The organism is Guptibacillus algicola (assembly GCF_020171805.1).
GTDB lineage: Bacteria > Bacillota > Bacilli > Bacillales > Guptibacillaceae > Guptibacillus > Guptibacillus algicola.
The window spans coordinates 59,185-77,346 of sequence record NZ_JAIVAF010000005.1 but is presented as its reverse complement, the minus strand read 5'-3'; the positions used below and the strand labels follow the sequence as shown (position 1 = coordinate 77,346).

General features: G+C 41.0%; 14 protein-coding genes and 1 riboswitch. Of the genes, 6 read left to right on the top strand and 8 right to left on the bottom strand.

The annotated features are described in order from the left end of the window. Positions 1-120 precede the first annotated feature (120 nt). The 3 genes from LCM09_RS16140 to LCM09_RS16130 form a co-directional block, all read right to left on the bottom strand. On the bottom strand, positions 121-1,218 hold the full coding sequence (locus LCM09_RS16140; protein ID WP_224884039.1) for a DEAD/DEAH box helicase: 1,098 nt from the start codon (positions 1,216-1,218) through the stop codon (positions 121-123). 46 nt (positions 1,219-1,264) lie between these two features. After that, positions 1,265-3,427 (bottom strand): DNA topoisomerase III, encoded by a 2,163-nt coding sequence (locus LCM09_RS16135; RefSeq protein WP_224884037.1) that lies wholly within the window; start codon positions 3,425-3,427, stop codon positions 1,265-1,267. A gap of 174 nt (positions 3,428-3,601) precedes the next feature. Continuing rightward, entirely contained in the window at positions 3,602-5,257 is a 1,656-nt protein-coding gene (locus LCM09_RS16130) for a glycoside hydrolase family 13 protein (protein WP_224884035.1), read from the bottom strand. 202 nt (positions 5,258-5,459) lie between these two features. Further along, positions 5,460-5,556: riboswitch (purine riboswitch) on the top strand. 43 nt (positions 5,557-5,599) lie between these two features. Here LCM09_RS16130 and ade point away from each other — a divergent pair. Further along, a complete protein-coding gene (ade, locus tag LCM09_RS16125; RefSeq protein WP_224884402.1) occupies positions 5,600-7,324 on the top strand; it encodes an adenine deaminase in 1,725 nt (574 codons plus the stop codon). An 87-nt stretch (positions 7,325-7,411) separates the two neighbouring features. On the opposite strand, the gene LCM09_RS16120 is transcribed toward ade, so the two are convergent. Beyond that, complete coding sequence (locus tag LCM09_RS16120; RefSeq protein WP_224884400.1) at positions 7,412-8,383, bottom strand: Gfo/Idh/MocA family protein; 972 nt, start codon at positions 8,381-8,383, stop codon at positions 7,412-7,414. Between the two features lie 172 nt (positions 8,384-8,555). On the opposite strand from LCM09_RS16120, the gene LCM09_RS16115 reads away from it, so the two are divergent. Next, entirely contained in the window at positions 8,556-9,044 is a 489-nt protein-coding gene (locus LCM09_RS16115) for a CarD family transcriptional regulator (RefSeq protein WP_224884033.1), read from the top strand. Positions 9,045-9,090: 46 nt separating this feature from the next. Here the strand turns inward: LCM09_RS16115 and gntK are convergent, their stop codons facing one another. Together gntK and LCM09_RS16105 are read right to left on the bottom strand one after the other, a co-directional pair. Continuing rightward, complete coding sequence (gntK, locus tag LCM09_RS16110; RefSeq protein ID WP_224884031.1) at positions 9,091-10,653, bottom strand: gluconokinase; 1,563 nt, start codon at positions 10,651-10,653, stop codon at positions 9,091-9,093. Between the two features lie 46 nt (positions 10,654-10,699). Further along, positions 10,700-12,052 (bottom strand): GntP family permease, encoded by a 1,353-nt coding sequence (locus tag LCM09_RS16105; protein ID WP_224884029.1) that lies wholly within the window; start codon positions 12,050-12,052, stop codon positions 10,700-10,702. A gap of 275 nt (positions 12,053-12,327) precedes the next feature. Between LCM09_RS16105 and LCM09_RS16100 the strand changes: the two genes are divergently transcribed. Beyond that, positions 12,328-13,185, top strand: coding sequence for a MurR/RpiR family transcriptional regulator (locus LCM09_RS16100; RefSeq protein ID WP_224884027.1), 858 nt, complete (start codon positions 12,328-12,330; stop codon positions 13,183-13,185). Positions 13,186-13,236: 51 nt separating this feature from the next. On the opposite strand, the gene LCM09_RS16095 is transcribed toward LCM09_RS16100, so the two are convergent. Further along, positions 13,237-14,436: a class I SAM-dependent rRNA methyltransferase gene (locus LCM09_RS16095; RefSeq protein WP_224884398.1), complete on the bottom strand. Its 1,200-nt coding sequence runs from the start codon at positions 14,434-14,436 to the stop codon at positions 13,237-13,239. A 113-nt stretch (positions 14,437-14,549) separates the two neighbouring features. Here LCM09_RS16095 and LCM09_RS20840 point away from each other — a divergent pair, with 113 nt between their 5' ends. Together LCM09_RS20840 and LCM09_RS16090 are read left to right on the top strand one after the other, a co-directional pair. Next, on the top strand, positions 14,550-14,684 hold the full coding sequence (locus tag LCM09_RS20840; protein ID WP_263623039.1) for a hypothetical protein: 135 nt from the start codon (positions 14,550-14,552) through the stop codon (positions 14,682-14,684). Positions 14,685-14,766: 82 nt separating this feature from the next. After that, positions 14,767-16,092 carry an MFS transporter gene (locus tag LCM09_RS16090; protein ID WP_224884026.1) on the top strand — a complete coding sequence of 442 codons (1,326 nt, stop codon included), beginning with the start codon at positions 14,767-14,769 and terminating at the stop codon, positions 16,090-16,092. A gap of 42 nt (positions 16,093-16,134) precedes the next feature. Here LCM09_RS16090 and LCM09_RS16085 read toward each other — a convergent pair whose 3' ends face one another. Further along, positions 16,135-17,055: an alpha/beta hydrolase family protein gene (locus tag LCM09_RS16085; protein WP_224884025.1), complete on the bottom strand. Its 921-nt coding sequence runs from the start codon at positions 17,053-17,055 to the stop codon at positions 16,135-16,137. Positions 17,056-17,193: 138 nt separating this feature from the next. Between LCM09_RS16085 and LCM09_RS20935 the strand changes: the two genes are divergently transcribed. Then, the gene (locus LCM09_RS20935; protein ID WP_224884024.1) at positions 17,194-18,087 is read left to right on the top strand and encodes an ArsR/SmtB family transcription factor; all 894 of its coding nucleotides are present in this window, start codon (positions 17,194-17,196) and stop codon (positions 18,085-18,087) included. Positions 18,088-18,162 lie beyond the last annotated feature (75 nt).

Genomic DNA, 18,162 nt, shown 5'->3' with positions numbered 1-18,162 from the left:
CTCCTTATCGAAACAGGTTTTCTGTTTCTTCTCTATTTAAGTATTCTATAACTTTAAATGATTTCAGTAAACTTGTATGGATTTCTGCTCATGAATTCCTAAAATTAGTAAATATTGCTCCTACAACGTCTTTCTTTTCAGTCTGATTTGTAGCGACTTTTCAATCGTTAGAAGCAATTGTTCATCTGATGGAGTGGCAAGCGTAACAGCGATTCCTTGGCCACCTGCTCTAGCAGTCCTCCCAATACGATGAACATACCCCTCTACATCATGGGGAACATCATAATTGATTACATGTGTGACTCCATCAATATCAAGGCCTCTAGCGGCTATGTCCGTTGCAATAAGGAACTGAACCTCATCGTTTCTAAATTGTGCTACGACTTGTTCTCTCTTAGCTTGAGAAAGGTTTCCGTGAAATATCCCACATTGATACCCTTTTAACGTAAGTGCTTCAGCTAGGCGATCTACCCTCCTCTTTGTTCTACAGAATAGTATCGCTTTGTATGGACGAAATTGATGAAGAATGGTCACTAATGTTTCCTGTTTTAACCGAGCTTTTGTCATAAAGACGGTTTGTTTTATGTCCGGAATCGTGATGGCAGCATCATCGTAACATTCTACAGGGTCAGTAAGAAATCGACTAGAAAGCTCCTTAATAGGTGCTGGCATCGTTGCTGAACACAATACGGCTTGTCTGTCCTTAGGGAGAACTTCCATTAATTCAGATACTTCAGGTAAAAAGCCGATATGTAGCATTTGATCTGCTTCGTCCAGTATGGACATAGACACGGAATGCAGGTCGATCGTTTCTCGTCTAACGTGATCGAGCAACCTTCCAGGTGTTCCAACAGCGACCGTCGCTACTTTAAGGCGACTGATTTGAATCTGTATATCTTGTCCTCCATAAATCGCAACTGCTTTCTCTTCTGAGGGCAAAAGCCTTCTCACTTCATCTGTTATTTGTAGAGCTAACTCTCTAGTAGGTGTAATAACAAGGATTTTTACCCTATTTTCATCGGCTCTAAGCATTTCAACTGCAGGCAGAAGAAATCCAAATGTTTTTCCTGTACCCGTTCTACCTCTGACAAGGAGGTCCTTCCCATCCAATAAAGGAGGGATCATTTTTTCTTGAATCGTGGTAGGAGTGTCGATTCCATATTCCGCTACTTGTTCAATCAATTCCTCGCTCAATCCAAATTCATTAAATCTTTTCATCAACTACCCTGCTTTCTATTTAAAAAGAAGCAGGCGTACCTGCTTCTTACTTATCTTGATCCAGTTTCAACTTGGCCAGCGCATCTGCTAATGCTGTATTGACAGGCTCATCTTTTTGTTGATTCTTCATATATTTCGAAACATCCCGTTTGGATGCTTTATGATTTTTTTCTTTACTCTTACGTTCATTGAATGAAGAAAGTTTCTCTCGATGACCACATTTACAAATAAATGTCTGCGCTTCTCCCTGGCCATGTAGTTCTAGTTTCTTCTTACACTTCGGGCACCTGGCATTCGTCACTCTGCTCTTACCTTTTCGGTAGCCACATTCTCTGTCCTGACAAACGAGCATTTTGCCTTTCTTATTCGACACTTCTAACATCAAGTTGCCGCAATCTGGACACTTTGTACCAGTAAGGTTGTCATGCTTAAATTTCTTTGTGCTCGCCTTAATATTTTGTACAGTTTCTTCAGCATAAGCCTTCATTTCTTTAATAAACGCTTGTTTCGTTAACTTTCCTTTCGCGATTGCTTCTAGCTTTTGTTCCCATTCTGCAGTGAGTGCAGGAGATTGAAGCTCTGGTGGTACAAGTTCTAGAAGCTGTTTTCCTTTCGCTGTTATCGTTAAATCCTTCCCTTTCTTTTCGATGAGGAAGCTGTTAAATAACTTTTCGATAATATCAGCCCTAGTAGCGACTGTCCCTAGTCCACCTGTTTGACCTAGCGTTTTTGCAAAACGTTTGTCTTGCTGCTCGAGGAACTGTGCAGGCTTCTCCATTGCTGTTAATAATGACCCTTCATTAAAACGAGCCGGTGGATTTGTTGTACCTTCTGTCCTGGTGAGGGAAAGAACCTTCAGCTTCTGGTCCTTCTCAAGCTCTGGTAGGACTTCGTCTGTCTCTTCATGACCATATACTTCTTTCCAACCTGCTGAGAGTACTCTTTTACCTTTTGCTTCAAAGGCCTCCCCATTGATTTGAGCATGAACCGTAACTTGTTCATATTCATAAGGGGGATACAATGCAGCCACAAAGCGCTTAACGATCAACTCATATACCTTACGATCCTTATCACTCAACTCGCGAATAGCAGGGTGCTGCTCGGTTGGAATAATCGCATGATGATCAGATACCTTACTATCGTCGATGATATGCTTACCAGTCCTGAGAGGCTGTGTTGCAATCTTTCTTGCTGATCTTTCATATGAAGAAACAGCTTGGAGTCGTTCTTTCAATGTATCCTTCATATCTGATGATAAAAATCGAGAGTCTGTTCTTGGATATGTAACAAGCTTATGCTGCTCATATAGCCTTTGCGTTGCTGACAGCGTCTCTTTTGCTGAGAAACCATACCGTTTGTGTGCTTCTCTCTGAAGTTCAGTCAGGTCATAAAGCCCAGGAGAATATGTCTTTTTCTTCGTTTTATCAACGGATTCAACAATCGCGTGGTTGTCGGCTAGTTTCGCCTTGATATTATCAATTTGATTTCGATCAAAAAGGTGAGATTCTTTATTTTGCTTACTTCGCCATTTTAGTGAGAAACCATCTACAACAGCGACCAACCCATAATAGCGTTCTGGCTGAAATGATTTGATTTCGTCTTCACGATGAGCAATCATCGCAAGGGTTGGCGTTTGTACCCTTCCACTCGAAAGTTGCGCATTAAATTTCGTTGTTAGCGCTCTTGAAGCATTCAATCCAACATACCAATCCGCTTCTGATCTCGCTGCTGCCGATTGATAAAGGGCTTCATAGTTCTTAGCATCTTTTAAATTCTTAAACCCTTCACGAATTGCCTTATCCGTAACGGATGAAATCCATAATCGCTTCATCGGTTTATTCACGCGAGCCTTCTCAATCGTCCATCTCGCTACGAGTTCGCCTTCACGTCCTGCATCTGTTGCAATGATGATTTCATTTACATCCTTGCGGTTCATCTGCGCCTTAACGGCACTGAATTGCTTCCCACTTCGTTTAATAACGACAAGCTTTAACGGAGAAGGTAACATAGGAAGATCATCTAAATTCCACGTTTTGTACCTTTTATCATAAACCTCTGGATCTGCCAGGGTAACAAGGTGCCCTAGTGCCCATGTCACGATGTAACGGTCTCCCTCTAGATATCCGTTACCTTTCTTTGAACAATTCAATACTCTTGCAATATCTCGTCCTACTGAAGGTTTTTCAGCAAGGATTAGTCTTTTACTCACTTTACCAATCTCCTCAATTCAGCCTTTCCTCTTATCATACCAGCTAGAATGTTGCACGTGAAACAATGGAGTGAAATAAGTTCCTCGTCCTGGCGTTCCTATAGGCGGACCGGCAACTTTAGCATGGTAGAAAAAAAGCTGTCGAAGGCTTATTCGACAGCTTAGTTCTATCAATTATATGCGATATACTCTAGCCTCATATGGCTTAAGTACAAAAGGTGTGCTTTCGTTCTTTTCAACTGTGTAATTATGAAGCAGTAAATTCTCACCCTTCAGTGTAAGGTCAGAATTGAATGCAGCTGGTTCAGTCGAAAGGTTCGTTATAACGATAACCTTATCATCCTCAGTTGTACGCGTATAAGCGTAAATTTGGGTATGATCTTCAAGGATCAAATCATAGATTCCATACGTGAAAACTGGATTATCTTTCTTCAGGGAAATCATCTCTTTATAGAATGATAATACTGAATCTTTGTTTTGCTCTTGGCTTGCTACGTTGATCTCTTCGTAGTTAGGATTCACTTTCATCCACGGTTTGCCGGTTGTAAAGCCAGCGTTTGAATCAGTATTCCACTGCATAGGAGTACGGCTATTATCACGTGATGATGCCCAAATGACTTTCATAATGTCCTCATGAGCAACACCCGCTTCACGTTGAATACGATAGCGGTTTTTATCAGCAACATCATCATAGTCTTCTATAGAAGGAAACTGAACGTTCGTCATCCCGATCTCTTGCCCCTGGTAAATGAAAGGTGTACCTTGCATCAGGAAGTACATCGCACCCATTGCAGTAGCGCTTTCCTTCCAAAACTCTTCATCATTTCCCCAAGTAGATACTACGCGAGGTTTATCGTGATTCTCTACGAAAAGTGCATTCCACCCGTCACCCTCAAGGCCTTTCTGCCAACGGGTCAATACTTTCTTTAAGGCTACGATATCTAAATCAGTGTTCTCTTCGGCATCCCAAAGCCCAAGATGCTCGAATTGAAAAATCATATCCATCTTACCTTTTTCTTTTCCAACCCACTGATCCGCTTCCTCTATCGATACGCCGTTTGCTTCACCAACGGTCATGACATTGTAGTTCGCATACGTTTTATTTTTAAACTCTTCAAGAAACGGCTGAATTCCATTTTGATTCATATGCATGTCAAAGGATGAAACATATTTTTCATTTTTCGGGTTTGGCATATCAGGTAGGCCCGGACGCTTTTTAATATGGCTGATCGCGTCGATTCTGAACCCATCGATCCCTTTATCAAGCCACCAGTTGACGGTATCATATAGCGCATCACGAACATCGGAGTTTTCCCAGTTCAAGTCAGGTTGCTTCGTTGAGAACACATGAAGATAATACTGATCTGTTTTCTCATCATATTCCCATGCAGAACCTCCAAAGATGCTCTCCCAGTTGTTTGGTTCATGTCCGTCTTTTCCGTCTCGCCAAATATACCAATCACGTTTTGGATCTTCTTGTGAAGAACGAGACTCCACAAACCACTGGTGCTCGTCACTCGTATGGTTGAGTACAAGATCAATAATCAACTTCATTCCACGTTTGTGCACTTCATGAAGAAGAAGATCGAAGTCTTCCATCGTACCGAAGTCTTCCATAATATCTTGATAATCAGAAATATCATACCCGTTATCGTCATTCGGAGACTTATACATCGGACAAATCCAGATCACATCTATTCCTAATTCTTTTATATAGTCTAGTCGTTGAATGATCCCTTGCAAATCGCCGATGCCATCACCGTTAGAGTCTTGGAAACTGCGGGGATAAATTTGATAACCTACTGCTTCTTTCCACCAAATTCTATTCATTCTCATACACCCCCATCTATTTATTTGAAAATGAGTCAACTTTTTAAGTGCAAACGTTTGCTCAATTGTGCAATAAAAAAAGCCCTCAAATGATATCGCTTACTTAAGTTTACTCGGAATCTGCATAATTATCAATATACTTGTCAAAGTAATTTTAGAAGCATGAATTGACGAAAGTATGGAGAATGTATATTATATCCTATTAATATAAGTAAACGTACTTCGTATTGGAAATATGGTCCAAATGTTTCTACCAAACTACCGCAAATGGTTTGACTACGATGATTGCATAATAAGGATCATCCTCTGTCAGGCTGGAGAATTCCAGAACGAGAGGAGCTTATCAACTTGGATCAACTAGTAAAAAGAATTCATACGGCTTCAGGAAAACAACCTGCAGATATAGTGATTAAACATGCGAAGGTTTTAGATGTGTATAATTTGCGCCTCATCACAGGCGATGTCGCAATTAGTGACGGGAAGTTTGCAGGTATCGGAGAGTATAATGGGAGGAAAACCATTGACGCAAAAAATAAGATTCTCGTCCCTTCCCTTATCGATGCGCATGTCCATATTGAATCTGCAATGGTCCCGCCGTCACAATTCGCAAGGGCGGTGCTTCCCCACGGAGTAACTGCTGTCGTAACAGATCCTCATGAAATAGGGAATGTACTCGGTGCGGAGGGTATTTCCTTTATGATTGAAGACTCAGAACAAATTCCGCTGGACGTTTTCTTTATGCTTCCTTCTTGTGTCCCTTCCACGCCATTTGAGAACGCTGGAGCTGTACTAACGGCAAAAGAGTTGAAATCCTTTTACAGCCACCCTCGGGTCCTAGGACTTGCTGAAGTGATGGACTTTCCCTCCGTTAGAAATGCAGAGCCCTCAATGATCCAGAAGCTTCTTGATGCTCTTCAAAACGATAAGAAAATAGACGGACATGCCGCGGGTCTTACAAGTGATGCCCTCAATGTCTATAAGTCCGCTGGTATTAACACGGATCACGAATGTGTGAATGCTGAAGAAGCACTAGAACGCATTCAGAGGGGCATGTATGTCCTCATTCGTGAAGGGTCAGTTGCGAAAAATTTGGAGCAGCTTCTTCCTGCGATTAATACTCACAATGCAAGGCGTTTTATGTTTTGTACTGATGACAAGCATTTGGACGATCTGATATCAGAAGGTAGCGTCGATCACAACGTTCGGCTAGCTATTAAGCATGGAATCGATCCGTACCTCGCTATTCAGATGGCTTCACTCAACGTAGCTGAATGCTATGGCTTGAACAAAGGAGCTATTGCCCCTGGTCTTGATGCAGACTTTCTTTTATTGAACGATCTTGAAGAGTTCGATATTCATCACGTCTATCACGGCGGCAAACTCGTAGCTGAGAACGGTATTACTCCTTTTGAACCTACACCTCTACCTCCACATGACATTCGTAACACTGTTCATGTGCCAGAGTTAAATAAAGAAACCTTAACCATTACACTTGAAAACAAGTACGCTAATGTTATTGAAGTCATTCCAAACCAAATTGTGACAAAGCACCTTAAACTGAAGGTAGAAACAAATACTGACCATAATTTTATACCTTCAGAAGAAAATGATCTTATAAAATTAGCCGTTATTGAGAGACATCATGATACAGGAAACATAGGCCTTGGTATTGTAAAAGGGTTAGGGGTTCAAACCGGCGCAATCGCTACTACTGTCGGTCATGACTCCCACAATGTCATCGTTGCAGGTACGAATGATGACGACATCATCACAGCAGTAAATACCTTAAGGGACATTGGTGGTGGCTTGGTGGTCGTGAATGATGGAGACATCGTTGGCGAGCTCGCACTACCGATTGCGGGCCTGCTCTCAAAGAAGGATTATCAGACGGTTAACCAAGGGTTGCTAAAGTTAGATAGTGCTCTCGAAAAGGTAGGCGCACCAAATCACTTCAATCCTTTTCTAACCCTCTCATTTCTAAGCCTTCCTGTTATACCAGAACTAAAGCTTACGGATATGGGGCTTTTCGACGTTACAACATTTAAACACATCTCGATTGAGGAATAAATTACGATAAGAGAAATATAAACCCAAAAAGAACCCGTCCAGATAATGGGCGGGTTCTACTATTCTTCATTTATCATTTAATTAAAGCTACGAGATAATCGTTACCTCAGACTCTTCCTGTTCTGATCGATAGGACGCTTCCATCAGAACGGTTAAATCGAGTGCGAGTGCAATGTTTTCATCGGTATCTTTATTATGTTGAACATGATCGACCCACTGACTGAACGGAGATGGTTGATCAGTTGGAATCGTAACTCGTTCGAATCCTTCTCCTTTATTCAATAGGATGACATCATCAGGCATCCCATACAGAACAGAACCCTTCGTGCCATGTAATTCAATAGTAAAAGGAGAATGCGGGTTCACAAAACCAGTTTCAACGATGCCATATGAGCCCCCTGAGTAGTGAAATGTGACTACCGCCTGATCTTCAACAGGCTTTTCCGTCACATACCCAAATTGTGCTGAGACGCTTTTTGGCATTCCTTGAAACAGCCTTGTTAAATAGACTGGATGGCACCCTAAGTCAATTAGAGCTCCTCCCTTGCATGCTTCTTTATTATAGAAATGATGAGGTAACCAACCTGCGGTAGCACCGTCATGGGCAAGTCGAACTCTAGACTGTGTGATTTCCCCAATTTCCCCTGTATCGATGATGTTTTGTATAGCTAAGGTGTAACCATCATACACCCTTGGTAACGACACAAATAGCTTTACACCCTCACGTTTCACCGAATCGATGATCGCTAAGGCTTCCTTTTCTGTTGCTGCTAGAACTTTTTCGGTGAAAATGTGTTTTCCTGCTTCGGCGGCTTTTATCATAATCTCTTTGTGCATATTCGTAGGGCAAGTCACGACCACCCCATCGATCGAATCGTTAGCAAGTAGTTCATCGAGACTACCTATGTATTCTGCTCCCGACTTACCAGCTTCTTTTCTTCCTCGTTCTTCATCCTCATCCCAAATTGCAGTTATGGTCGTTTCAGGATGTTCTTCGGCCTCTCTAGCATAATCTTTTGCGTGAACGTGCCAAAAACTAAGAATACCAAGATTCAATATGATAGCCTCCTATTTATACGAAATGACAACGCTTTTATTAATTGTATAAGAGATTATAACAGGCTATCAAATTATTAGGTAACGAATTTAAAATAAATTAAAATTAGTGTACATTTTCTATTTATGATATAATAGTAGTTGTGCTATAATTAATTATTTTGGAGGTGGGCGCTTGTTTGAGGTAGGCGACAAAGTTTTTTATCCCATGTACGGTGCAGGTGTAATTGAAGCTATCGAAGAGAAAGAAATTCTGGGCGAAACACAGCTCTATTATATTCTTCATATTGCATTTCGTGATATCCAGGTGATGATACCAAAAGGCAAAATGGAGAACTTGAATATCCGTGAAGTTTTGGATTCCAATAAAATGGATGATATTCTAACCACCTTTCATCATGACGCTGAGTTTGATGAAGAACCGAATGCAAACAGAAACCAGCGATATCGCGATAACATGAATAAGCTGAAAACCGGGGATATCCGCAACCACGTAGAGGTCATTCGAGAACTGGTTACCCTCAACAAGAAAAGACCACTAGGAACAGACGACAAAAAGCTGCTTGAAAATGCCCAGCAGTTTCTCATAAGTGAAATTGTACTAACAAAAGATGTAGAGATCGATCAGGCTACGACGATGCTGAATGAAGCGATCTATCAATAGGTAATATAACAAAAGGACAGCTCCAGAGCGGAGCTGTCCTTTTTGTTTACTTTCCTAATACATTCGTCTGAAATGCTGAAATAGCTTTATATTCCTCCGTCAACTTCTGAGAAATACTCATATAGATCGGTAGTAACTCTGAATATAGTTTCACACTTTCTGCTTCAGGCTGGTGAGAGTACGTACTGCCAACAAGGTTTGATACGATACTATATGAATCGATATCACCTAGAGCTTCCATTCCTAGAACAATGGCACCGAGACATGAGCTTTCATAGCTTTCAGGAACAATTACTTCCTCATTAAAAATATCTGCCATCATTTGACGCCACAGAGCTGACCTTGAAAAACCACCAGTTGCTTTGATTTGTTTCGGTTCACCGATAAGTTCCTTAAGTGCCTCTAGCACACTATAGAGGTTGAATATAACACCTTCCAAAACTGCACGAATCATATGTTCTTTTTTATGATGCATCGCTAGACCGAAGAAACTTCCTCTCGCATCTGAATTCCACAATGGCGCACGTTCTCCAGCAAGGTACGGATGAAAAATCAATCCATCTGAGCCTGGTCGCACTTGTTCTGCAATTCTAGTCAAGATTTCATACGTGTCGATACCGAGACGCTTTGCTGTTTCCATTTCAGAGGCTGCAAACTGATCTCTAACCCATCGGAACGTTATGCCACCATTATTGACTGGTCCGCCAATCACCCATTTGTTTTCAGTAAGAGCGTAGCAAAAGATTCGTCCGTGGGGGTCTGTCACAGGACGATCCGTTACGGCGCGGATGGCTCCGCTCGTTCCAATCGTTACGGCTACAACGCCTGGATCGATTGCATTCACACCCAAATTCGATAAAACACCATCGCTTGCTCCGACTACAAATTTAGTCGACTCGCTAAGTCCAGTTTCTTCGATATATGGCTCTTTCAAACCGTCCAAGATCGTAGTCGTTGAAACAGGTATCGATAGCTCATCTTTTGTAACACCTGCGACTTCTAGCGCCTCCTCATCCCAATCAAGCTTCTCAAGGTTAAATAACCCCGTCGCAGAAGCAATCGAATAATCGATAACGTATTTATGGAAAAAGCGATAGAAGACGTATTCTTTGATTGAGATGAATTTACTTGCTTTCGAAAATACATCCTCTTTCTCGTTCTTCATCCATAATAATTTTGATAAAGGGGACATCGGATGGATTGGCGTACCTGTACGCATGTAAATCTCGTGACCATTCATTTCTGACTTGATCTTCCGAGCCCACTTTGCACTTCTGTTGTCTGCCCATGTGATACAGTTTGTTATCGGTTTCCCCTCTGAATCTACAGCGATCAAACTATGCATAGCAGAACTAAAGGAAACAAACGATATATTTTCTGAAGAAAGATGCTGCTCAGTTAACACTTCTCGGATGGATTTCACCACAGCAAGAAGAATCTCTTCAGGGTCTTGTTCTGCTGTACCCGGAGTTGGAGTTAAAAGTGGATATTCAACATTATGCTTTGTAACGGGATGCCCACTCTCGTTAAACAACACCGCTTTCGTACTCGTTGTACCAATATCGACACCAATCATATATGTCTCTTTCAAAGTAATCTCCTCCTGCATTCAGTATAATAACAAAATGCGAGCATTACGATGCTCGCATCCAACACTATCCAATAAAGAAACTACAAACAAAGACAACAGCGAACCCAACAAGACCGATCAAGGTTTCCATGACAGTCCACGACTTTAGCGTGTCTTTTTCATTCAACCCTAAGAATCGGTTTACTAGCCAGAAGCCAGAGTCGTTCACGTGAGATAGCACAGTTGCACCTGCTGCAATGGCAATTACCATCATTCCAAGTACTGGTCCCTGCATATCCATGCTCGTAATGAGTGGAGACATAAGCCCTGCTGCGGTTACCATCGAAACCGTTGCAGAACCTTGTGCAACCCGAACAGCTGCAGCAATTAAGAAAGCTAATAGAATAGGAGGCAAAGGTGATGAAGCCATCTTCTCACCTAGAACTTGTCCTACACCTGAATCGATTAAGACTTGTTTGAAAACCCCACCAGCACCTGTTACAAGAATAATGATACCAGCTGGCTCAAGAGCTTTGTTCGCAATACCCTGTACATCTTCTTTCGTATAGCCGCGCAATGTACCAAGTAGAATAAATGCTAGAATCGTTGCAATCGTTAACGCCACGAAAGGATGCCCCATGAACGTTAGGAAAGAACGTACAGGAACGAGTGAACTTCCATCCTTAATAAGTAGATCAGATAGCGTGTTTGCTAAGATCAATACTAGTGGAATCGATATCAAACTAGTAACGAGCCAAAAACCAGGAAGCTCTTTATCATACTCTTTCTCTTTAATTTCCATGTAATCAGGAACTGTTGCATGAATTTTCTTACCGATATAACGTCCAAATAGTGGACCAGCGATAACCATTGATGGAATACCCGCTAGGACCCCAAAGAGAATAACCCAACCAAGATCCGCACCAATTAAATCAGCAACTGCGATCGGACCTGGGGTCGGCGGGATAAAGCTGTGTGTTACTGCTAGTCCAGCTAAAAGTGGAATTGCGTAATGCAGCAAGGACTTCCCAGTTTTCTTTGCAAGACTATATACAAGTGGAACAAGGATAATAAAACCAACATCAAAGAAAACAGGAATGGCTACGATAAAACCTGTTAACCCCAGTGCCCACTGCGCTCGTTCTTCTCCGAACTTCTTAATGAGCGTTTGTGCAAGTCGTTCAGCACCACCGGATACTTCTAGCATCTGACCAAACATCGCACCCAAACCAACGACGACAGCGACGAATCCAAGCGTTCCACCCATTCCGTTCTTGACCGACTCGATGACGCCTTCTAACGGCATTCCTGCCGCAATTCCTACTAGTAAACTCACTAATAAGAGCGATACAAACGCATGTAATTTCGTTTTAATAACTAGAAATAAAAGTACAAAAATAGCTAGAACCGCTAACAAAATTAACATATTACCTGACATGTTGTTTCCTCCTTCATTTTCATATGTACTAACCTCTTCGATGAATTCAACTATAAATGGTGGTTAGATAAGGAACCGCTTACATAATTGCGCTGATTTTCGATGTCCAAGTGACTATATGTAAAGAATCATAACTGTTCAGGAAAAAATATTTCCTACAAACGAATTATACAATAAATATTTTTTATTGCAACCGCTTCCAAGAAATCTATTTTCATAAGTTTTGTAATCGGTTACAATAAGAAGAACAGAGTAAAAGTGAGAGGAGAATGTTAATGTCTAGCACTGAAACCCGTCACTGTCTTCCTAGAATTCGCTCTTCATATTCTCAGTTTAGTGAAAAAGAGCGTCAAGTAGCGGATTACATAATCAATCATTCGAACAAGATCATCCATAGTACAATAAACCAGGTTGCGGAGGACTTAGGTGTAGCAGATGCAACCGTTTTTCGTTTTTGTAAGAGAATTGGCTTCAAAGGATTTCAAGCGATGAAGATTGCACTTGCTGCAGAAATCGTGAACCCGATTCAAGATATCCACGAAACGATTTCAGAATCTGACTCGCGAAAAGTTGTAGCTGAAAAAGTTCTGCGCTCTAATATTAGAACGCTTGAGGATACGCGTCACATTCTAGAGAGTACGAGTATTGAGAAAGCTGTAGAAGCGCTTTTGACCGCTGACCGAATCGAGTTTTACGGGAACGGCGGGTCGGGGATCATCGCGATGGATGCACAGCATAAGTTTATTCGAACAGGACTACGAACGGCGGCTTATAGTGATGCGCACCTGCAAATTATGAGCGCTTCTCAGCTAACGAATCGGGATTTAGCTATTCTCATCTCTCACTCAGGAACAAACAAAGACATCATACGAGTAGCTGACATCGCAAAAGAAAGTGGTGCTACCACGATTGCAATTACAAACCTTGCTACCTCCCCGTTAAGTAAAAAAGCAGATATTTCGTTATACACTGTTTCACAAGAAACAGAATTTCGCTCTGAAGCATTCGCATCTAGAATCGCTCAATTAAGTCTCGTCGACGCTCTTTATGTGAATGTGATGATCGCAAGAAAAGAAGAAGCGAAGGACTCGCTTCAGCGGATGCGTGAAGCAATCTCCTCAAAAAGGCTTTAATAGAAAAGCCCCACATCGATGGATGCGGGGTTTTAAATGGTCTATTTAGTCTTAACCTTTTATCTTCTCGATAAAAACTACTTTTAAATAATTTCCTTCTCTGAACTCTTTTGTGGTACGGAAATCTTCTGGTAACGTGTATTCTTCACGTAATCTATACTTTCCTCCACTCTCTTTGAATGCTTGATCAACAAACCCTTTGAACTTCTTCATATCATAGCCACTATAATTGGTTGAGGCAACAATGATTCCAGTGTCCTCTGTTATGGCAATCGCCTCTTTCAAGAGATTCTTATAATCTTTAGCAGCACTAAATGTGTGTTTCTTGGAACGTGCAAAGCTAGGTGGATCAAGGATTACCATATCGAACGTAAGGTTCTTTTTCAGAGCGTACTTAAAATACTTGAAGACATCCATCACTAAAATATTCTGCGCTTCATAGTCGATTCCATTCACACTAAACTGTTCGATTGTTTTATTTAAGCTCCGATTCGCAAGATCAACACTTGTTGTGTGAACTGCCCCACCTAATGCAGCGAAAACAGAAAACGCACCCGTGTAGGAGAACGTATTCAATACGCTCTTACCTTCCGCGTATTTATCACGGATCATTTTTCTCACGGGGCGCTGGTCTAGGAATACGCCTACCATAGCGCCTTCATTAAGATAAACAGCAAAATTCACGCCGTTTTCTTTTACAATGATAGGAAATTCACCGCGTTCCCCAGCTACGAAGTCATCATCTTCGACATACTGACCTTTAGAGTCAAAGCGTTTTTTCTCATATATTCCTTTAAAGTCCACCAGTGTTTTCAATGAATTGACGACCTCATTCTTAAATGAATAGGCACCTTCACTGTACCAATTGATCAAGTAGTAATCATTGAAACGATCGATGGTAATGCCTCCAAGTCCATCACCTTCACCATTAACAATACGAAAAGCAGTGGTATTCGGATCTTCAAAGAAAGCTTTTCGATAGGTAAGAGCTCGTTGAATCCTTTTGGTAAAAAACGCGTCATCGATCGATTCATTTGCATCCTGGGTCAAGACCCATCCATATCCTTTATTCTGTCTTCCATAATACCCTTTTCCTATAAAGTCTCCGTTGTTATCTACGAGATTTAAAATCGCACCCTCTTCTTTTAACTTCTCAGGGTTTGCGAGTGCTTCTTTAAATATAAGGGGATATCCGTTCAGAAACTTCTTTTTGTGCTTTGATTGAATCTGCACGCGCGTTTCGTTTCTCATCATGTCATCCTATCTGTTCGAGTTTTTGATTCTGTTTGCATTATAACATGTTGTAATTTCTCTACATAAAACGGTTAGAACGTTCAAAAGCTAATGAAAAGGTGGTGAATACGATGAAATCGAAATCAGGAACTGATATTGATGAAGTAAAGAAGCTAAATGCAAATTCAGGCCTTACGTATAACCAAGCGAAACAAGAACTCGCAAAACGATTTGAACAAAAAAAGAAGGGTCCATCCCCATCATAAACGTCAAATGGGACTTAACCGGGGGTAATGGTTTACAATAAGCTGGTGTTGTTTTTATAGAGCAGCATCAGGAGGTTTAACGATGATGAATGAAAAGAACTATTTCCGTACTATTCTCATATTAAGCGCAGCTGTCTGGCTCGTTGTGATGAATACAACGATGTTCAACGTCGCGCTTCCTAACATATTAAATGAATTTGATTTAAGCCCATCTGACGGGGCGTGGATCGTTTCTGGCTACTCCATTATTCTTGCAGTGTTCACGATAACTTATACAAGATTGTCTGACTACCTTCCGATAAGACGTCTTCTTATAATGGGAATCGTCATATTCGGTATCGGTTCAATCCTTGGTTTCTTTGCTGAAAGTTTCGCTCTCCTTCTTACCGCAAGGCTTTTACAAGCTACAGGGGCATCAGCGATTCCAGGACTGTCGATGGTCTTTGCTGGTAGATTTATTCCTCTTGAGAAACGAGGAAGGGCGATGGCGTTCATCGCTTCGGCATCTTCTCTAGGATTTGGGCTTGGGCCAGTTATAGGTGGTATAATAACGGAATACTTGACTTGGAATTATCTCTTTGTTGTGACGTTATTCGTGCTATCCCTAATCCCAATTCTTTTTAAACGATTACCTGAAGAGGCGGTAAAGAGAGGTTCGTTTGATTTCCTCGGTGCAATCCTTACAGGAGTATCTGTTACTAGTTTCTTGTTATTGATCTCAACGTTTAATTTTCTTTATCTATTCATAGGAGTCGTTGCTATCTTTCTCCTTTGGTTACGGCTTACAAAAACAGCAATACCATTTGTTCAGCCTGCACTCTTTAAGAAGCAAGGTTATCGACTTCTTCTTTATATGAGTTACCTAGGTTTTACAACGCACTTTGCTATATTGCTCCTCATGCCACTCATGCTACAAAACGTATTTGATAAGGGCCCATCTGTCATTGGCTATATCATATTTCCAGGAGCTATGTTGTCAGCCGTTGCCGCTGTTTATGTAGGAAAAATAATCGATCGATATGGAAACATGAAAGTCATTTATCTTGCACACGTGTTACTATTGATTTCCACGATCATCTTTTACTTCTTATCTCCTCTTAATCCTTATATGACCATGTTCGGCTATATGTTTACTAGCTTCGGATTCTCTAGCCTTTCTTCAAGCACAACGAATGAGGTATCGCGTATTTTACCTTCATCAGAGACCGCTACCGGAATAGGCATGAAACAACTCGTTCAGTTTGTCGGCAGTGCTTCGGGAGCAGTTCTGGGTGGAATCCTCCTTGAATTAAACGGATTGACATACAGTTCAAAATCGTTTCAATTAACCTATCTATTCCTACTCGGAATAATGATCTTATCGCTAGGAACCGCTTATTACTATGCAAAAAAACACGTCTACGGGTAGCCCTCTCCGAAAGTCGGAGAGGGCTTTATGCTTAACCTGAACTCATCGTAATACAAATTGAACAGCTTCTTGAAACGTTGCTGGAAAGTCTTCAGGAAACTTGTGCCCCATACCTTCTATCACGATTAGCTTGCACGGAATGCTATGCTTTTCAAATATGGAAACCGCTTTCAAAACATCTTCATAAAAAGGGTCATGATTTCCAGTTATGATACACCCTCGCACTTTGCGATTGTTTGTTCTCGCTAGATCTTCTAATCTATTCAAGTCTTCAAATGCCGGCACCACAGCAATAAACGATTCAAATAGCGCTTCTTGGCCCAAGCTTAGTTCTATAGCTCGCCCTCCTCCTTGTGAAGCACCTGAAATGATAACCTCAGACTCACTCTCTCTGTTTTTTGTAAACCTCGAATACGTTCTTCTTACATCCTCCATAGTTTGATCAAAATCGTCCCATGAGAAGCAATTATAGCTGAACATCTGGGATGACTGCGGAAATCCAATAAGGTAATCGGTTAATAGTCTTTTATCTCTCCATTCTAATGAGAAATCTTCTACGTTAGAAGCCTTCCAGTGCAAGGAGAAGATCGCCACTTCAGCACTTTCGTTTCCGTCAACTTTTAGCAATGGTTGAGCTGCTTCTAGATTAGCTCGATAGGAAGTGTCACATTGCTCAAGGAGCTGTTTGAATTCGTTTGTTTCTTTTACTGCGTCCAGCTCAGGGTCAGACGATAAAATCTCCGGGTTCCACCATAATCCTCCTTCGATAACTTCTTGTAACTCAGCAAGTGCCTTATTTCCTTTACCTTGAAGACAATACACATTGGCTTTCCAATGGCCTAGCCGATCACATTTATCAGGAAATAGCGCTTTAGCCCTTTCCATTAGTTCAAGTGACTCATCATACTGTTTCTTACCAACAAGATCTATCACACTAGTTTGGTAGTCTACAAATGCATTCATAAGCAAAAACCCTCCTCCTTTAATTAGTTCAATATTAATTGAACTAATTATATTAGTCAATTTATTTATAACAAACCATTATGTTTTAAATATTTATAACTACTATGGTAAGATGAAAAGAAAAATGGGGGATTTTCTGTGGCTTATGAATTGAAAATGTTTTATTCTCCTGTACATGAATTATTGCTAAGTATTTCGTTATATAAGAGACAAACACAAATGAAATATCTATCTTTAGGGACTACTTGGTCCGAGGAAGTAGATGACCTAATACCTCCATCTCTAAAAGACCGTATCGCATCAAAAACCAGCCTCTTCTTTGAGGACTTATCCGTACTATTAATGAAACAGTGCCCAATCGAAGATGACATCGATGGTTTCTTTGAATGGTTGCAATCCAAATCATCAGGTGAACTTTACGAGCTTCTTTCACCTTATCTTAAGAGCTCGCTCCCACCAGATTTAGAGCGACAGAGAGACCAGTTCATTTCACTACTAAAGGAATGGAAAGTACACTATTTTGATAAGATCGACACGAGCATTTTTGAAGATTTACAATCTGATGCAATTGAAAAAGAAAGATTGCTCGAAACGTCAACACAAGCTGAAGTCGTACATAAAGCTAGTAGGTTTGTCATCACAAACGAAAATGTTCAAACCGTTTACTTGATACCAGGTTTTCACTTCTACCCCATGTCTTTAATCGATCAGTTTCAGAACACGCTGTTTATTACATATCCAGTTCGATCGAATAAAAATGAACAAAAAGAGCTTTTAAGGATCACTAAAGCATTAAGCGACGAAAGACGGATGAACATCCTTCGCTTTCTCTCGAGTGGAATCCATACGTTCACGAATATCGTCTCAGAGATTGGGATGGCAAAGGGGAATATTCATCATCACTTATCGATTTTACGAGCAGCAGGACTCCTGAACATTCACATTACTGACGACCCAAATACGTTTTATTACAGCACGAACCGTGAATTTACGACAGACTTAACATCGAAACTAAATGCACTACTCAAGTAAGTTATCTAAACCTCAATCATAAAAAAGCCCCTCTTGCTTCTCAGCTTGGAGAGGGACTTTGAATTTGGTGCTCCC